Below are 15,214 nucleotides of genomic sequence, written 5' to 3'. Positions count from 1 at the left end.
AAAAGGCCTGACAGGTTACCCCTTCAGGCCTTCTTTTTTAGTCTGCTTCAATGAGCTGCGCGACGTCGTTGCTGTTAATTTCCCGCGCATTCCCATCCTGATCGGTATAGCTGGTCATTCCCGTATCTTTATCCAGTTGTGGCTTACCCAGGGTGGTAATGGTTTGTCCGCTTTTGGTCGTCATAACGTAATTGGTCGTGCAGCCTGCCAACGTAAACAGCATTACGCCTGCACAAAGACACATAAATGGCTTTTTCATGGTATTCCCGCGTTATTTAGTTAGCCGTTGAGGGCGTAGTGTAAGTCCCTGAAGTTAGTCAGGCTACTGGCGGGGTGTAACGAGGCGTATCGTGAGGTTTAGAGAAATGACAGGAGGGGTTTCCCCCTCCGGTTAATTACAGCGCGATACGAATAACATCGTCCGGCTGGGTAGCTTCCTGCTCGCGGGTGGATTTCTGTTTCACGCTGACGTATAGCGTTTTACCGTCTGCGGAGAGCGCCAGGCTGTTCGGGAATGTTGGGGTCTCGAACGTTTTGACAACTTTGTAGCTTTTCGCGTCGATCACGCTTACTTTACCGGCCTGACGATGGGTTACATAGGCCTCGTTGCGCGCCGGGTTGAACAGCACGGCCAGAGATTCCGGCGCGGCGACTTTCGCCAGTACATTGCCGTTGCGGGTGTCGATAACCAGCACTTCCGCAGCCTTAGAGTCGGTAATAAATGCGCGGTTACCCGCCGTGTCCAGACTCAGGTTGATAAAGAAGTGCTCTTTTCCATCATCCAGCAGCTTTTTACGGCTGAGAATTTTGTTATTGGTGGTATCGATAGTGATGAATTCACCGTCCGCATTGGCGGTGTACAGGCGTTTAGCTTTGCTGTCGATAGCCAGAGCGGTGCTCATTTTGCCAGTATTTTGGATTGTGTCCTGAAGTTTGATCGTCTCACCGTCCACTACCCAAATTACGCTCTCTTTACCAATACCGCTAATGTATATCGTGTTGGTAGCATCATCGGCGACCAGCTCACGCGGTTGCAGCGGACGCACATCCTCAGAACGCTTACGCGCATCCAGCACCAGGCGCCCTTTCACCGCTCCTGTTTTAGCATCCATCGCCGTAACCGCACTGTTTACCGTATTACCAAACCACAGCGTTTGCGTGGTGTTATTGATGGTGGCGCCAAACGGTTTGAGATCGTTGTGAATAACCTGAGTCACTTCGAGGGTGACAGGGTCAAGACGATAAACCACGCCGCCGATATCCAGTTTGCGGCTCTGTGAGGTCGCCAGCCACAGCGCGTTCTCTTGCTGGCTGTATGCCATTTCATAGGCACCTTTGCCCACGGCTTTGCGCAGCAGTTCTTCTGCAGCCTGCGTAGTAAAAGATGATGCCACGAGCAGTGAACCTAACAGTAAAGAACCACGCAGGCGCGGCGAAAACAGATGACGTAAAGACATGACGACTCCCTTTGATAAATTCGTTTGTTACTGCTTCACATAGCTTCAATGAGCAAAATCATGGTTTTGCCTTTTTAAGAATGAGAATAGTAATCATTATTCATCGCAAAGTGGAGCACTTCTTCACATATTGACTACACTCCTTTTCATTGCCCGAAAAATTACCGCAATTCAGCAGCGCTAAAATTCATCTTTTTTATAAAAAAATTCACATGCTTACCGTCCTTTTTCCGACGTCAGCATCCTAAACTGGCCTTATTCATGACGATTTTTTCAGCCCGCTATATTGTCTTTCCTGTTTCATTACTGCCTGTCTTTCTCTCGACTTTTGCCGCGGCAGAAAGTGAGCTAAACGAGCAAACGCTGATCGTTAGCGCGACACCACAATCTGTTTCAGAACTGGATACGCCTGCTGCCGTCAGCGTTGTTGCCGGTGAAGATATGCGTCTGGCAACACCGCGCATTAACCTGTCCGAATCGCTGACCAGCGTCCCTGGGTTACAGGTGCAAAATCGGCAGAACTACGCGCAGGACCTCCAGTTGTCGATTCGCGGCTTTGGTTCAAGAACCACGTATGGCATCCGCGGCATTCGTATGTACGTAGACGGAATTCCAGCCACCATGCCGGATGGGCAAGGTCAAACATCCAATATCGATATCAGCAGCGTACAAAATATTGAAGTCCTGCGGGGGCCCTTCTCTGCGCTGTATGGTAATGCTTCCGGCGGTGTGATTAATGTCAGTACCGAAACAGGGCGTGAACCGCCAACCATTGAGGCCAGCAGCTATTACGGTAGTTTTGGCACCTGGCGCTATGGTGTAAAGGCCACCGGAGCACTGGGTGACGGTACTCAGCCAGGTGATGTGGATTACACTGTTTCAACAACACGATTTACTACCCACGGGTATCGTGATGACAGTAGCGCGCAAAAAAATCTGGCTAACGCCAAACTGGGAGTACGTGTTGATGACGTGAGTAAACTAACCCTAATTTTCAACAGCGTGGATATTAAGGCCGACGATCCCGGTGGCCTGACGAAGTCAGAATGGAATGCCAATCCGCAGCAATCGCCCCGCGCGGAGCAATTCAATACGCGAAAAACCATCAAGCAGACCCAGGCGGGATTGCGCTATGAACGCCAACTTAGCGCGCAGGATGATATCAGTGTCATGGCCTATGCAGGAGAGCGCGAAACCACCCAGTATCAGTCGATCCCAATGGACCCACAGTTAAATTCTTCTCATGCCGGCGGTGTCATCACCTTGCAACGTCATTATCAGGGGATAGATAACCGTTGGACTCACCGTGGCGAATTGGGGATTCCGGTGACGTTCACCACCGGAGTGAACTATGAAAACATGAGTGAAAACCGTAAAGGCTATAACAACTATCGTCTTGATAATGGTGTCCCAGAGTACGGTCAGAAAGGCGACCTGCGACGCAATGAACGTAACCTGATGTGGAACGTCGATCCCTATCTGCAAACCCAGTGGCAATTGACGAAGAAGCTTTCGCTGGATGCCGGCGTTCGTTACAGTTCCGTATGGTTTGATTCCAACGATCGCTACATTACTGTTGATAACGGAGATGACAGCGGCGACGTAAGTTATCACCAATGGTTGCCCGCCGGATCGTTGAAGTATGCAATGACTGACGCCTGGAATGTCTATCTGGCTGCGGGGAGAGGATTTGAAACCCCCACGATTAACGAACTCTCCTACCGTTCCGATGGACAAAGCGGCATGAATTTGGGTTTACAGCCGTCCACGAATGACACTATTGAAATCGGCAGCAAAACACGCATCGGCGATGGACTTTTTACCGCGGCGCTATTTCAGACCGATACCGATGACGAGATTGTGGTTGATAGTAACAACGGTGGTCGTACGACTTATAAAAACGCCGGTAAAACCCGCCGTCAGGGTGGCGAGCTATCCTGGGACCAACGCTTTGCCACAAACTGGCGCGTAAAAGCAGCATGGACCTGGCTGGATGCTACCTATCGCAGCAACGTCTGTGGCGATCAAAACTGCAACGGCAACCGACTGCCCGGCATAGCGCAAAACATGGGATTTGCCTCACTGGGCTACGTGCCAGATGAAGGTTGGTATGCGGGATCAGATGTGCGTTATATGGGCGACATTATGGCCAATGATGAAAACACGGCGAAAGCCCCGTCATATACCGTAGTTGGCTTGAATACCGGCTATAAATTTTATTACAGCAGTCTCATGATCGACCTTTTCGGTCGGGTGGATAACCTGTTTGATAAGACCTATGCTGGGTCGGTGATTGTTAATGAAACAAGGGACAGATACTACGAACCGGCGCCAGGACGAAACTATGGCGTGGGTATTAATCTGGCCTGGCGTTTTGAATGATACTGGCGGGAATCGCTCCCGCCGGCACTCTTTACGCATCGTCTGCTACGCGAATAACCACCTTGCCGAAGTTTTTCCCGGTCAACAAACCGATAAAGGTCTGCGGCGCATTCTCCAGACCGTCAGTGACCTGCTCACGGTAGTGGATTTTACCCTCTTTAATCCAACGCCCCATCTCCCGCTGAAACTCATGAATGCGGTGACCATAATCCTGACCAATAATAAACCCCTGCATCCGGATACGCTTTTTCAGTAAGGTTGCCATCAGCAACGGTAATCGGTCAGGGCCGGTCGGAAGCGATGTCGCGTTGTAACCGCTGACCAGTCCACAAAGCGGTATGCGCGCAGAGGTATTGAGTAACGGCAGTACGGCGTCAAACACCTTACCGCCCACGTTCTCGTAGTAAATATCAATCCCCTGTGGACATGCTTTTGCCAGTTGTTGCGCAAAATCTTGCGCATGGTGATCGAGACAAACATCAAAGCCCAGCACTTCGGTGGCATGCCGACATTTCTCTGCCCCGCCCGCCACACCGATCACCCGACACCCTTTGAGCTTACCAATCTGTCCAACCGTTGCGCCCACCGGGCCAGTTGCAGCAGCGACAACCAGCGTTTCCCCGGCTTTCGGCTGGCCGATGTCCAGCAAGCCCATATAGGCGGTAAATCCCGGCATTCCCAAAACACCCAGCGCCCAGGAAGGATGTTCAGGATTATCGCCAAGCTTCACCAGTCCGTTACCGTCTGAAATGTCATAGTCCTGCCAACCACTATAGCTCAGCACCCATTCGCCTGGCTGGTAATCAGGATGGTTAGAGGAAACCACGCGGCTCACCGTGCCACCAACCATCACGCCGCCAATTTCAACGGGAGGCGAGTAAGACGGTTCATCGCTCATGCGCCCACGCATGTAAGGATCGAGAGAAAGGAAAACGGTGCGCAGCAAAACCTGACCTTCTCCCGGCGTTGCGACTTCATCTTCTTCAAGACGGAAGTTATCCGGGATTGGCGCGCCATCCGGGCGGGAAGCCAGTACCCAGCGGCGATTACGATTAGTCTGTTGACCCATGATGTGCTCCTCTGCTTTTAGCATGAATCCATCAATAGTAGCAGCCTGCGCCAGCATTTAGCTCACGACATGGTTTAATCGCACAACCAGGTAAACGCAGGTTTGCGCGGTTTCATTGATAAACCGACAGTCATTCGGCGGGCCCAGCTCCAGACAATCGCCTGCTTTCATTTCATGACGCACATCGCCTTCCACAAAGACTAACTCCCCTTGCTGTAGCCAGATAAGCTGTCTGGCCTGCACGTAGGAGGATGCTGGCATTGGGATATCGCTTCCGGCGGGCAATTCGATCTGTACCAGGTCGATGGGTAGATCGCTACGCGGTGAAACATGACGTCGCAGATAGTGGCTTTGCGGGTCGTGCCAGACGGGCTGGTCAGCGAGGCGCAGCAACTTGCCCTCCTGCATTTCGGCCCGCGCAATCAGCATCGACATGCTGATTCCAAACGCCCCGGAGAGCCTGCCCAGCAGCGTGGCCGTGGGGCTGCTCTCCCCGCGCTCTATTTTATGGATCATTGCCCGCGACACGCCTGCGCGCTCGGCGAGTTCCGTCAGAGACCAGCCGCGAGATTCTCGTTCAAGGCGAATTCTTGCACCGATCCGTTGATTTATGCTGTCTTCAATAGTATTCATATTGTAATACTATAGTGAACAAGCCCTGAGGTTCAACATGTCAATTAGATTTGCCAGCAAAGCAGACTGCGCCGCTATTGCTGAAATTTATAACCACGCGGTACTGCATACGGCGGCTATCTGGAACGATCAAACGGTCGATGCCGAAAACCGTATCTCGTGGTACGAAGCACGCCAATTGGTGGGGTATCCCGTGCTGGTAAGTGAAGAAAACGGCGTGGTCACCGGATATGCTTCGTTCGGCGACTGGCGCAACTTTGACGGATTTCGTTATACCGTTGAACATTCGGTGTATGTCCATCCCGATCATCAGGGCAAGGGCCTGGGACGAGCGCTGCTCAGCCGACTAATAGAAGAAGCGCGCACGTGCGGCAAACATGTGATGGTGGCGGGGATTGAGTCTCAGAATCAGGCGTCGCTACATTTGCACAGTACGCTGGGATTTAAGATCACGGCACAAATGCCGCAGGTCGGCACCAAATTTGGTCGCTGGTTGGATCTGACCTTTATGCAGTTACAGTTAGACGATCGTCGCGATCCGGATGCCGGCAGATGAATCAGACGCTGACCCTCTCCTTTCTGATTGCCGCAGGTATTGGTCTGGTGGTGCAAAATACCTTAATGGTGCGTATTACGCAGACCTCCTCGACGATCCTGATTGCCATGCTGCTGAACTCACTGGTTGGGATTGTGCTGTTTGTCAGCATTCTGTGGTTTAAGCAAGGCGCTGCGGGGTTTGGCGAACTGGTCTCCAGCGTGCGCTGGTGGACGCTGATCCCCGGTTTGCTGGGGTCTTTTTTTGTTTTTGCCAGTATCAGCGGCTATCAAAATGTGGGGGCTGCCACCACGATTGCGGTACTGGTAGCCAGCCAGTTAATTGGCGGACTCGTGCTGGATATTCTGCGCAGTCATGGCGTACCGCTACGTGCGCTGGTGGGGCCAGTTTGCGGCGCTGTGCTGCTGGTCGTCGGGGCCTGGCTGGTCGCGAGACGCTCTTTTTAACTGCCTGATGGCGCTTGCCTTATCAGGCCGACAGAACTTATCCGGCCTGAATATACAGGCCGGATAACAGTAATAACGAATTAAAGGATTGTGCCGCCTTTGGTCAACTGTTCGCGACGGGCTTCCATATCCTCTTTATGCTGACGGCCATGATGTGCGATAGCCGTACGCAAACGCTGTTGCTGGGTGTAACGATCTTCCCGGCTCAGCGCGACATCATCGCTGAGTTCAATCAGCAATTCATTCATATGCGTAATGACGCTCTCTTCAATGGCGGCATCAACTCGTGCGCTGACCTCATCCAGATGCGACATAACCTCTCCTTAACTCATTAATTTAATTTTGCTTTTGAAAAATCACTGCCCATCAGGCTGACGCTGTATCCGCTGACGTTGCTGCGCGTGGCATAGAACGTTTTACCATTTGCCAGGGCTATCCACGGAGCCTGCTGGTAGAAAATCTCTTGCGACTGCTGGTAAAGCGCGGCGCGTTCTTCAGGTTTGCTCACCAGTTTCGCCTTTTGAACCAGAGAATTATACTCTTTATCGCACCAGCGCGCGGCGTTAGATCCGGTTTTAATGCTGTCGCAGCCCAGCAGTACATCGGCAAAGTTATCCGGATCGCCGTTGTCTGACATCCAGCCGAACAGCGCGGTGTCATGCTCGCCTTTGCGCATTCCGGAGAGATATTCGCCCCACTCGTACGACACTATTTTTGCCTTCACGCCGACTTTTGCCCAATCGCTCTGGATCATCTCGGCAATACGTCGGGAGTTGGGGTTGTATGGACGCTGAACCGGCATTGACCACAGCGTCGCTTCAAATCCGTTTTCCAGCCCAGCCTGTTTGAGCAGATCTTTCGCTTTTTGCGGGTCGTAAGCATAATCTTTTAGATCTTTATTGAACCCCATCATATTCGGTGGAATCGGCGATTTTGCCACCGTCCCGGAACCCAAAAAGACGGCGTTAATAATGGCTTTTTTATCGGTCGCGTAGTTCAACGCCTGACGCACCAACACGTTATCAAACGGTTTTTTCTCGGTATTAAACGCCAGATACCCGACGTTCAGCGCTTCAACCGAATGCAGCGTCAAATCTTTATTCTTGTTGATCTCATCAAACTGTATTGGCGCAGGCGCTGGGATAATCTGGCATTCGTTAGTTTGCAGTTTTGCCAGTCTGGTCTGTACATTTGGTGTGATCGAGAATATCAGGTGCTTCGTTGGAACGGCGCCATCCCAGTAGTTCGGGTTGGCCAGGTAACGGATTTGAGAATCCTGCTTGTACTGCTGCAACACATATGGCCCAGTGCCAATCGGCCAGTTATCAACGTTTTCCGGGGTGCCTTTTTTCAGCATCGCGTCGGCATATTCCGCAGAGAGAATGGAAGCGAAATCCATCCCCCAGTCGGCAAGAAACGCGGCGTTAGGTTCATTCAGCACAAACTGAACGTGATGATCATCCACCTTCTTCACTTCTTTGATCAGTTTATCCAGACCGACATCGTTAAAGTATTCGTAGCTGCCCTGAGAAACCTTGTGGTACGGATGATCGGCATCTTTCTGGCGTAATACCGAGAAAACCACGTCATCGGCGTTGAAGTCGCGGGTGGGTTTAAAGAATTTATTACTGTTGAACTTCACCCCCTGACGCAGAGTAAACGTGTAAGTCTTCCCATCGGGAGAAATTGTCCAGTCCGTTGCCAAAGACGGTATTGGGGTATTCTTTACCGGATCAAAGTTGATAAGTCGGTTATAGAGCACCTGAGAACTGGCCACAAATGAGGGACCGGAACTGGCGATTTGCGGGTTAAATGACTCCGGCGATGCTTCAGAGCAATAGATGATGGTGTCCGTGCTGGCCGCGAACGCTGCGCCTGACGGTAAGACAGCGCTGAGCGCCAGCGCGAGTAACGTTTTCCTTGCAATCATGGTTATAAGCCTTCTTATTTTATTATTAACCGGAATATCAGAGCATAGCTGACAAAAACTGACCAATAACAAATCACTATCAGGTTATTCTAATCCGGTGGTTTTCGCTGAATAATTCATCACCACAAGCGAATTAATTTCCCTTAAGTCTTTTTCAAAACGTCAAGATTTTTCCCGACACTCTATGCCATGAAAATTAGCCCCTTTTTGCCTCTCTTTCGCCGTTTGCTCGTTTTTATAAAACGTAAAGTAGATGTGTGAAGAAGTCTAAGGGGTAACAACGTGGCAAAAACTCTCTTGCGCAGCGGCAATTTGGATGACTATCAGGCCGTGGGTGGCGGTGGTCAGGCCGTGTTTGATTCAGCACTGCAAATTCGTGAAACGCTTCGTTTGCGTAAACAGCAGGCGATGGTGGATTGTCTGGCGATCCCACAAATTAACGATAACGGCGATCGGGTTGACTGGTATTCCCCGGTTGAAGGAAAAGCCGTTGCATGGAAAACCGCTGATGAAGAGGCACGTTTTCGTGCGCTGCGCTATCTGGGGAGCACGCTAGAAAATGCGGCGGCACTGAGCCGTAAAAGCCTGCAATCGGGAAAAACCTCCCTCCAGCTGTTTGGTTCATTGCTCGAAAAAGCCATCCAGTTTCCTGGCGAGAACCACGTGTTTCTGGTTGATGGCAAACCCGTCATTACGTTCTGGGGCTTCGTCAATCTGAATGAAAATCCCCGCGACGATGTGCTCGATTGCCTGCGCCTTGCTGATATTCCACCGGTTGTCACTGTGACAGAGCCTGATCCGAAAGAAGAGACTTCACCTGAAATCGCCTTCACTGAGGCCGATGCCCCTTTACTGACGCCAATCGTTGAACCGCCAAAACCGGTTGAACCTGAACCACAACCGCTGGTCATGATTAACGAACCGGAAGTCACACCGCCACCGGTACAGGTGAAGCCCGCACGTCGCCTGCCGCTGTGGAGTCTGCCCGTTGCCGCCGTAATTATCGCAGCCATTGTCGGACCGCTGCTGTGGAAACAACATGCCGTTATCCCTACCCCTTCAGTAGCCCCCATTGCCGTCGCTAAAGCAGACATGACGCCTTTGCCGGAATTGATCTCTGCACTGCCGTTGCATCGGGCTGAAGTCATTCCGCTAGCGAAAAAAGAGAAACCTGACGCAGGACCGGTGGTGATTGCCGCTATTCCCAAAGATGCGCTGGTAATGGATGCCAGCCAGATGAAGGCAGGAACGACGCGTTTCCTCAACGGTAACTGGCGCATCATCGTCGACGTGAAAGATCCGGTCAGCGGCAAAGCGCCGTCGCTGCGCTATCAGATCCAGACGAATAAAGGTACTGCACGCGTAGTGCATGGCGACAATATTGTTTGTCGTGCCGAGATTTTCTCTGGTTTGCATCAGTCGGGCGAATTAATGATTAAGAGTCGCGGCAATGCCCGTTGCACGGATGGCTCCCGTTATCCGATGCCTGAAATTACCTGCAAAGCGGGAACCAATGACGTCGCCGCCTGTACCGCACGATATGACGATCACGCGGAAATCCCTCTGACGATCAAAAAGATAGGTGCCTGATTTTATGTTGGTGAATCTGTGTGACTACAAACAGAGCGTGACGCTCATCGCCAATAGCGGTGTGCAATTTCTGGATTTTGGCCTGACGCCGCAGGAGTCTGCACATCATGGCCGCTTTGTGCGCAAAACGGCCAACGGTCCCCTGCTACGGCTGGACTTCGATCTGACAACGGGACGCTATACCTTGCCGGGCAGCACCGGCGGTCAGCCCGAAGTGGTGAAGCCGGAAAGCACCCAGACGCTGCATTATTCTCTGGACGTGCTCGACGGCGTCTGGCTACCGCTGCCGTTCCTGCGCTTTAATCCGCCGCGTACGTTTGTTGAAGGCCCGGATAACTGGGCGCGTGTACAGGTACGAAAACTGGCACAACCTGACAGCGCGGGCAACACCCACCGCATTACCCTGGCGCTGGACAGCCAGCTCACTGAAAATGCCCCGGCAGCGTTAACCCCTAACGAAAATGACCTGCTTAACGGTACGCGATTTGCACTGGCCTGGCATGACAACGAAATTGCCGATTTCCTCGACCAGACCTGGATTGACGGCTGGCTGCGCGAATCCTTTATGCACCATGCCACTCAGCACGAGAACCGCTCAGAACATGAGATCCAGCAGGCGCTGCGTAACTTTGAATATCAGGCGCACTGGTTAAATTTGTTAACCCTGTTAGGCGAACAGCTTTCCATTCCGGAAGTCAAGCTGGTCACACATACACTCAGCACACCGGCAATTCCCGTCGATCTGATCCTGGATATTGGTAATACCCATACCTGCGGCGTCCTGATTGAGGATCACGGCGATGCCAATGATGGACTGCGCCAGACCGCTGAATTACAGGTGCGGTCATTAAGCGAACCACAGTTTCTTAACGATCCGCTATTCACCAGCCGACTGGAGTTTTCCGAAGCGCGGTTCGGTAAACAGCACTTTTCCGTTGAGAGCGGTCGTGATGACGCCTTTATCTGGCCGTCGATTGTTCGCGTGGGCGATGAAGCCCGCAAGCTGGCGATGCAACGTATGGGTACGGAAGGCAGCAGCGGGATCTCCAGCCCGCGCCGTTATCTGTGGGATGAAACGCCTGTACTGCATGACTGGCGCTTTAGCCAGATGAATGGCAAAACCCAGCGCGAACCGCTGGCTACCGCCTTCCCGCTGATGAATCTAATGAATGATGACGGACAACCGCTGTTCAGCCTGCCGCAGGATGACCGTCTGCCGGTGTTCTCACCGCAATACAGCCGCAGCACGTTGATGACGCATATGCTGTGTGAGATCCTGGCTCAGGCACTGGGTCAAATTAACAGCGTGGCGACGCGTTTGCGCCTCGGTTTCCCGGCGTCTCCTCGTCAGTTGCGGACGCTGATCCTGACCCTGCCGTCGGCGATGCCCAAACAGGAGCGCGAGATTTTCCGCCTGCGTATGTTTGAAGCCATTGCACTGGTCTGGAAAGCGATGGGCTGGCACCCGCAGGATGAAGACTTCACCACCCGCAAGCAGCAGGAAAAGAGCGTGGTTCCCGTCCCTGAGATTCAGATGGAATGGGATGAGGCCAGCTGCGGTCAGTTGGTGTGGCTGTATAACGAGGCGATTTCCCACTACGATGGCCATACCGAATCGTTTTTTAATGCCCTTTCCCGTCCGGACCGTCTGCCGGAACCAGGTGAGATAAAAGGCCGTGCGCTGCGCGTGGCATCCATCGATATTGGCGGTGGCACAACGGATATGGCCGTCGTCCATTATCAGCTTGATGACGGCGTTGGTGCGAACGTCAAGATCACTCCACATTTGCTGTTTCGCGAAGGGTTTAAGGTCGCGGGCGATGACATGCTGCTGGACGTGATTCAGCGTTGCGTGCTACCTGCCCTGCAAACCCGCTTGCAGCAGGCTGGCGTGACCGACGCCGCTGCATTACTGGCTACGCTGTTTGGCGATTCCGGGCGCATCGATACTCAGGCAATTCTGCGTCAGCAAACGGCATTACAACTCTTTATGCCGCTCGGTCATGCGGTGCTCTCCGCTTGGGAACAAAGCGATATTAACGATCCGGTAGCCGGGCTGCATGCTACCTTTGGCGAGCTGCTTAGCCAGCAACCCACGCGTAACGTGATGAACTATATCCAACAGGCTATCGATCATGCGTTGCCCTCTGGTTCACCAGCGTTTGATGTTTTGAGCGTGCCGTTACAGGTGCAGTTCAGGCAGTTACAAGAAGCGTTACTGGCGGGGAAATTTACCCTGACCTCGCCGCTGCACGCGGTCTGTGAGGCTATTTCACATTATCGTTGCGACATTTTATTAGTGACCGGCAGACCCGCCTGTTTACCGGGCGTACAGGCGTTGATCCGCCATCTTCAACCCGTTCCGGTTAATCGTATGATCTGGATGGATAACTATCGGGTCCACGAGTGGTATCCGTTCAGTCAGCAAGGGCGGATTGGCAACCCCAAATCCACCGCAGCAGTCGGCGCAATGCTATGCAGCCTGGCACTGGATCTGCGTTTACCGCGCTTCAATTTTAAAGCTGCCGATATCGGCGCTTATTCGACCGTACGTTATCTTGGTGTGCTGGATAATACGGTCAACACGCTGCGCGATGAGAACATCTGGTATCACGATATCGATCTGGATAAACCCGGCGCGAAGCTGGATACCCGTTTGCACTTCCCGCTGCGCGGCAATGTGACGTTAGGTTTCCGCCAACTGGCAAACAGCCGATGGCCTGCCACGCCGCTGTATACGCTGAGCATAAATTCTGCCGAACTGGCAAAAAGCATCGCCGGAGATGGCGTATTAAATGTACGGCTGCAGTTACGTGGCGGCAGCAAAGAGAGCGGCCCGGAATGCTTCGTACTCAGCGATGCCTGGTTACAGGATGGCACCCCCGTTGCCGCGAATGCCTTAACGTTAAAACTGAATACGCTGGCGGATCGTCGCCATAGCGGTAGCCATTACTGGATTGATAGCGGGAGCGTGTACCTGAAATGAGTAAGATGTTAAACACCGCGCAGGCCGCCATCGAGTGGGTAACAGAGTCCCGCCAGCATTCGGTTCGTCTTGATGATGAGGCGGATGCCCTGCTGACACAACTTACGTTAGCCGCGGTTAATGAATCTGCGCTGACGGCGACCTTTTCAGCACGAGGCTGTGTTGGGTTATACGGGCATTCACAATCAGCAAAAGCGCATCTGCTCGCGGCATTGTGCAGCAATGCCAACGGCAAAATGAACATCGTGACCCCGGATCGCAGTTTTGATTATTTTTCGCATATTAATCCGGGGCATGCACCGACCAATATGGCGATTCGCTTTACGCGTGAAGATAATCCGCTGAATAGCGAATGGCCGTTGCGCTTACGCTTACTCAGTGAAGCCGAACTGGTACAGCTGTTTATCACGCAGTTCTGTGCGCTCCCGGACAACCGCCAGGTTGAGAAATCGATTATTGAAGCGCGCCTGGAAAAATGGCAAACGCTGCGTCAGCGTCATCCGGTGCAAGGTATTACTGCTCAGGATGTCGCGGCAATCGGTCGTTTCTGGCGCTCCTGCGTACCGCCTAACCAACAGCAAATTGACGATGCGCTATGGCATCAGTTTGCCACGCTGCTGCCCGCTCTGGATCTGACGACCCGGGCAAACGCCTGGGCATTATTGTGGGGAGAACAGCCAGAGCTAACGCAACAGTGGCTGGCGTTGGCGCATACGTTGCAACAAACCGGGAACGCGCAAGAATTAGCGGCCCCACTGAGCCTGCTGGTTGATCATTTTGGCTTGCCTGCCGAAAGTTTTCTCACTCAGGCGGCATTGCATGGGAGTGAAGCACAAAGTGATGTAGTCGTTCATCCGATTGAAAATCATCAGTTGCTCAATGCGGTCAGTCTCTCGCAAACCTCGCTGGCACTGCTGACGCGCGAGCTGGTCCTGACGGTGGAAGATACTGTGCTGGAGAATGTCGACCTGCTCGATATTCCCCTCGCCCCGGATGCTCATTCCCATCCGCTGTGGCAGGCAAAATTAGGCTGGATGCTGGAGCATTATCGCCAGCATCTGCAACCGGATGTGCTCCTAATCTGCAACGCGGTATCTACCCGCGCCCAGACGCCAACCATTACCCGCAAGCTACTGGGCTGGGTCAACGATACGCAACCCGTACATGACGCCGCATTACCGGGCGTAGTCTGGGCCATTACCCCACAGGATGCGCGTTTTAGCACCCAGCAAAACCTGGATGAGTCAGTACAGCAATTAATGGGCAAACCGGGACTGCACTGGGGGACGCTACAGGCGCTGGATAACCACAGCTTACAACGCCTTGTCGAATGGCTGACTCAGGCGACTTCACCACAACAGCGTCAGGCCAGGCTGACCTCTCTGCGCGAACAGCACCAACAGCGCATCCGCGAAACGCTGATGAGTTGGATTAACACCCGTGATAATGAGTCAGGTAGCAGCGAGTCGGTGATCCGCCAGTTACAATCCCAGGCGGCAAAACATGGGGAACTCCTGGAGGGTTTACTGCCGCCAATGCGCCTCTTTGAGTCTCTTCTGCGTGTTCATCAGCCGCGTGAGGAACAGGTGAACGGGTTATTTAATGAAGAGATCGACCTGTTTGCTGAAGTGCGTGACATGCCGCACTCGCAGGAAAGTAAAGAAACTGGATACCAGGCACACAAAATGTGGGTTAATCACGTGCGCCAGTGGTGCCGCGATGAAAATAATGCGCGCCGTTTAGGCCTCGATCCTCGTACGCTAAGGCAGGTGGCTGACATCCTCGTTACCACCAGCTATCGCCTGGATATGCCGCAACGCTTACAGCATATTATGCAGCGTGAAAACGTCTGTGCAGCGCAGCTACATGCCGATATTGGGGATTTTATTACCTGGCTTGGATTTACCAACGTTGCTGAGGAACAGCGCCCTGCCAGCAGGATCCAAAAAGGCGCGGCTATTTTTAGCGCGCCAAAGCAACAACCAATGTCGCGCCTGGCCAAACTGGAAGAACAGCCTTCGCACGGTGCAAGTCGCTACGTTTACGACTGGCTGGTTGCTTTGTACACACGCGCCAATGAGAACGTGGGGTATCAGCACCCACAGGATGTCACTGAAGCCGACAAAAAACGTTTAGATACCCTACTTTCCGTCTGAAACGGCCTC

General features: G+C 52.8%; 12 protein-coding genes. 6 read left to right on the top strand and 6 right to left on the bottom strand.

The features are described 5' to 3' along the window. Positions 1 to 37: 37 nt before the first annotated feature. Positions 38 to 259, bottom strand: coding sequence for a YgdI/YgdR family lipoprotein (locus FDW92_RS10405; protein ID WP_042308295.1), 222 nt, complete (start codon positions 257 to 259; stop codon positions 38 to 40). A 136-nt stretch (positions 260 to 395) separates the two neighbouring features. Further along, a complete protein-coding gene (locus FDW92_RS10400) occupies positions 396 to 1,457 on the bottom strand; it encodes a YncE family protein (protein ID WP_042308294.1) in 1,062 nt (353 codons plus the stop codon). Between the two features lie 261 nt (positions 1,458 to 1,718). Here FDW92_RS10400 and pqqU point away from each other — a divergent pair, with 261 nt between their 5' ends. Continuing rightward, on the top strand, positions 1,719 to 3,839 hold the full coding sequence (gene pqqU, locus FDW92_RS10395) for a TonB-dependent receptor PqqU (RefSeq protein ID WP_042308293.1): 2,121 nt from the start codon (positions 1,719 to 1,721) through the stop codon (positions 3,837 to 3,839). Positions 3,840 to 3,870: 31 nt separating this feature from the next. On the opposite strand, the gene FDW92_RS10390 is transcribed toward pqqU, so the two are convergent. Then, positions 3,871 to 4,908 carry an NADP-dependent oxidoreductase gene (locus FDW92_RS10390; protein WP_042308531.1) on the bottom strand — a complete coding sequence of 346 codons (1,038 nt, stop codon included), beginning with the start codon at positions 4,906 to 4,908 and terminating at the stop codon, positions 3,871 to 3,873. Between the two features lie 57 nt (positions 4,909 to 4,965). After that, complete coding sequence (locus FDW92_RS10385) at positions 4,966 to 5,541, bottom strand: XRE family transcriptional regulator (RefSeq protein WP_042308292.1); 576 nt, start codon at positions 5,539 to 5,541, stop codon at positions 4,966 to 4,968. A 37-nt stretch (positions 5,542 to 5,578) separates the two neighbouring features. Here FDW92_RS10385 and mddA point away from each other — a divergent pair, with 37 nt between their 5' ends. Both mddA and FDW92_RS10375 read left to right on the top strand, forming a co-directional pair. Then, on the top strand, positions 5,579 to 6,097 hold the full coding sequence (gene mddA, locus FDW92_RS10380; protein WP_042308291.1) for an L-methionine sulfoximine/L-methionine sulfone acetyltransferase: 519 nt from the start codon (positions 5,579 to 5,581) through the stop codon (positions 6,095 to 6,097). Beyond that, the gene (locus FDW92_RS10375; RefSeq protein WP_042308290.1) at positions 6,094 to 6,543 is read left to right on the top strand and encodes a DMT family transporter; all 450 of its coding nucleotides are present in this window, start codon (positions 6,094 to 6,096) and stop codon (positions 6,541 to 6,543) included. The genes mddA and FDW92_RS10375 overlap by 4 nt, the downstream gene beginning before the upstream one ends. 80 nt (positions 6,544 to 6,623) lie before the next feature. Here the strand turns inward: FDW92_RS10375 and FDW92_RS10370 are convergent, their stop codons facing one another. Both FDW92_RS10370 and FDW92_RS10365 read right to left on the bottom strand, forming a co-directional pair. Next, positions 6,624 to 6,857, bottom strand: coding sequence for a YdcY family protein (locus tag FDW92_RS10370; RefSeq protein ID WP_003020183.1), 234 nt, complete (start codon positions 6,855 to 6,857; stop codon positions 6,624 to 6,626). Positions 6,858 to 6,874: 17 nt separating this feature from the next. Further along, the gene (locus FDW92_RS10365; RefSeq protein WP_042308289.1) at positions 6,875 to 8,473 is read right to left on the bottom strand and encodes an ABC transporter substrate-binding protein; all 1,599 of its coding nucleotides are present in this window, start codon (positions 8,471 to 8,473) and stop codon (positions 6,875 to 6,877) included. Between the two features lie 282 nt (positions 8,474 to 8,755). On the opposite strand from FDW92_RS10365, the gene FDW92_RS10360 reads away from it, so the two are divergent. The 3 genes from FDW92_RS10360 to FDW92_RS10350 are packed head-to-tail and all read left to right on the top strand — an operon-like array spanning position 8,756 to position 15,205. Beyond that, a complete protein-coding gene (locus FDW92_RS10360) occupies positions 8,756 to 10,063 on the top strand; it encodes an SrfA family protein (RefSeq protein WP_042308287.1) in 1,308 nt (435 codons plus the stop codon). A gap of 4 nt (positions 10,064 to 10,067) precedes the next feature. Beyond that, positions 10,068 to 13,049 carry a virulence factor SrfB gene (locus FDW92_RS10355; protein ID WP_042308529.1) on the top strand — a complete coding sequence of 994 codons (2,982 nt, stop codon included), beginning with the start codon at positions 10,068 to 10,070 and terminating at the stop codon, positions 13,047 to 13,049. Beyond that, positions 13,046 to 15,205, top strand: a complete 2,160-nt coding sequence (locus tag FDW92_RS10350; RefSeq protein ID WP_042308285.1) for a virulence factor SrfC family protein — start codon at positions 13,046 to 13,048, stop codon at positions 15,203 to 15,205. Before FDW92_RS10355 ends, FDW92_RS10350 begins: the two co-directional genes overlap by 4 nt. Positions 15,206 to 15,214 lie beyond the last annotated feature (9 nt).

This window comes from Citrobacter sp. wls706 (assembly GCF_005281305.1).
GTDB classification, from domain to species: domain Bacteria; phylum Pseudomonadota; class Gammaproteobacteria; order Enterobacterales; family Enterobacteriaceae; genus Citrobacter; species Citrobacter werkmanii.
The sequence above is the reverse complement of the archived record's forward strand: the minus strand, read 5'-3'. Positions and strand labels throughout refer to the sequence as shown.

Excerpts from the sequence above, each read along its gene's own strand:
- FDW92_RS10405 (WP_042308295.1), bottom strand. The coding sequence starts at position 259 with ATGAAAAAGCCATTTATGTGTCTTTGTGCAGGCGTAATGCTGTTTACG.
- FDW92_RS10400 (WP_042308294.1), bottom strand. The coding sequence starts at position 1,457 with ATGTCTTTACGTCATCTGTTTTCGCCGCGCCTGCGTGGTTCTTTACTG.
- pqqU (WP_042308293.1), top strand. The coding sequence starts at position 1,719 with ATGACGATTTTTTCAGCCCGCTATATTGTCTTTCCTGTTTCATTACTG.
- FDW92_RS10390 (WP_042308531.1), bottom strand. The coding sequence starts at position 4,908 with ATGGGTCAACAGACTAATCGTAATCGCCGCTGGGTACTGGCTTCCCGC.
- FDW92_RS10385 (WP_042308292.1), bottom strand. The coding sequence starts at position 5,541 with ATGAATACTATTGAAGACAGCATAAATCAACGGATCGGTGCAAGAATT.
- mddA (WP_042308291.1), top strand. The coding sequence starts at position 5,579 with ATGTCAATTAGATTTGCCAGCAAAGCAGACTGCGCCGCTATTGCTGAA.
- FDW92_RS10375 (WP_042308290.1), top strand. The coding sequence starts at position 6,094 with ATGAATCAGACGCTGACCCTCTCCTTTCTGATTGCCGCAGGTATTGGT.
- FDW92_RS10370 (WP_003020183.1), bottom strand. The coding sequence starts at position 6,857 with ATGTCGCATCTGGATGAGGTCAGCGCACGAGTTGATGCCGCCATTGAA.
- FDW92_RS10365 (WP_042308289.1), bottom strand. The coding sequence starts at position 8,473 with ATGATTGCAAGGAAAACGTTACTCGCGCTGGCGCTCAGCGCTGTCTTA.
- FDW92_RS10355 (WP_042308529.1), top strand. The coding sequence starts at position 10,068 with ATGTTGGTGAATCTGTGTGACTACAAACAGAGCGTGACGCTCATCGCC.
- FDW92_RS10350 (WP_042308285.1), top strand. The coding sequence starts at position 13,046 with ATGAGTAAGATGTTAAACACCGCGCAGGCCGCCATCGAGTGGGTAACA.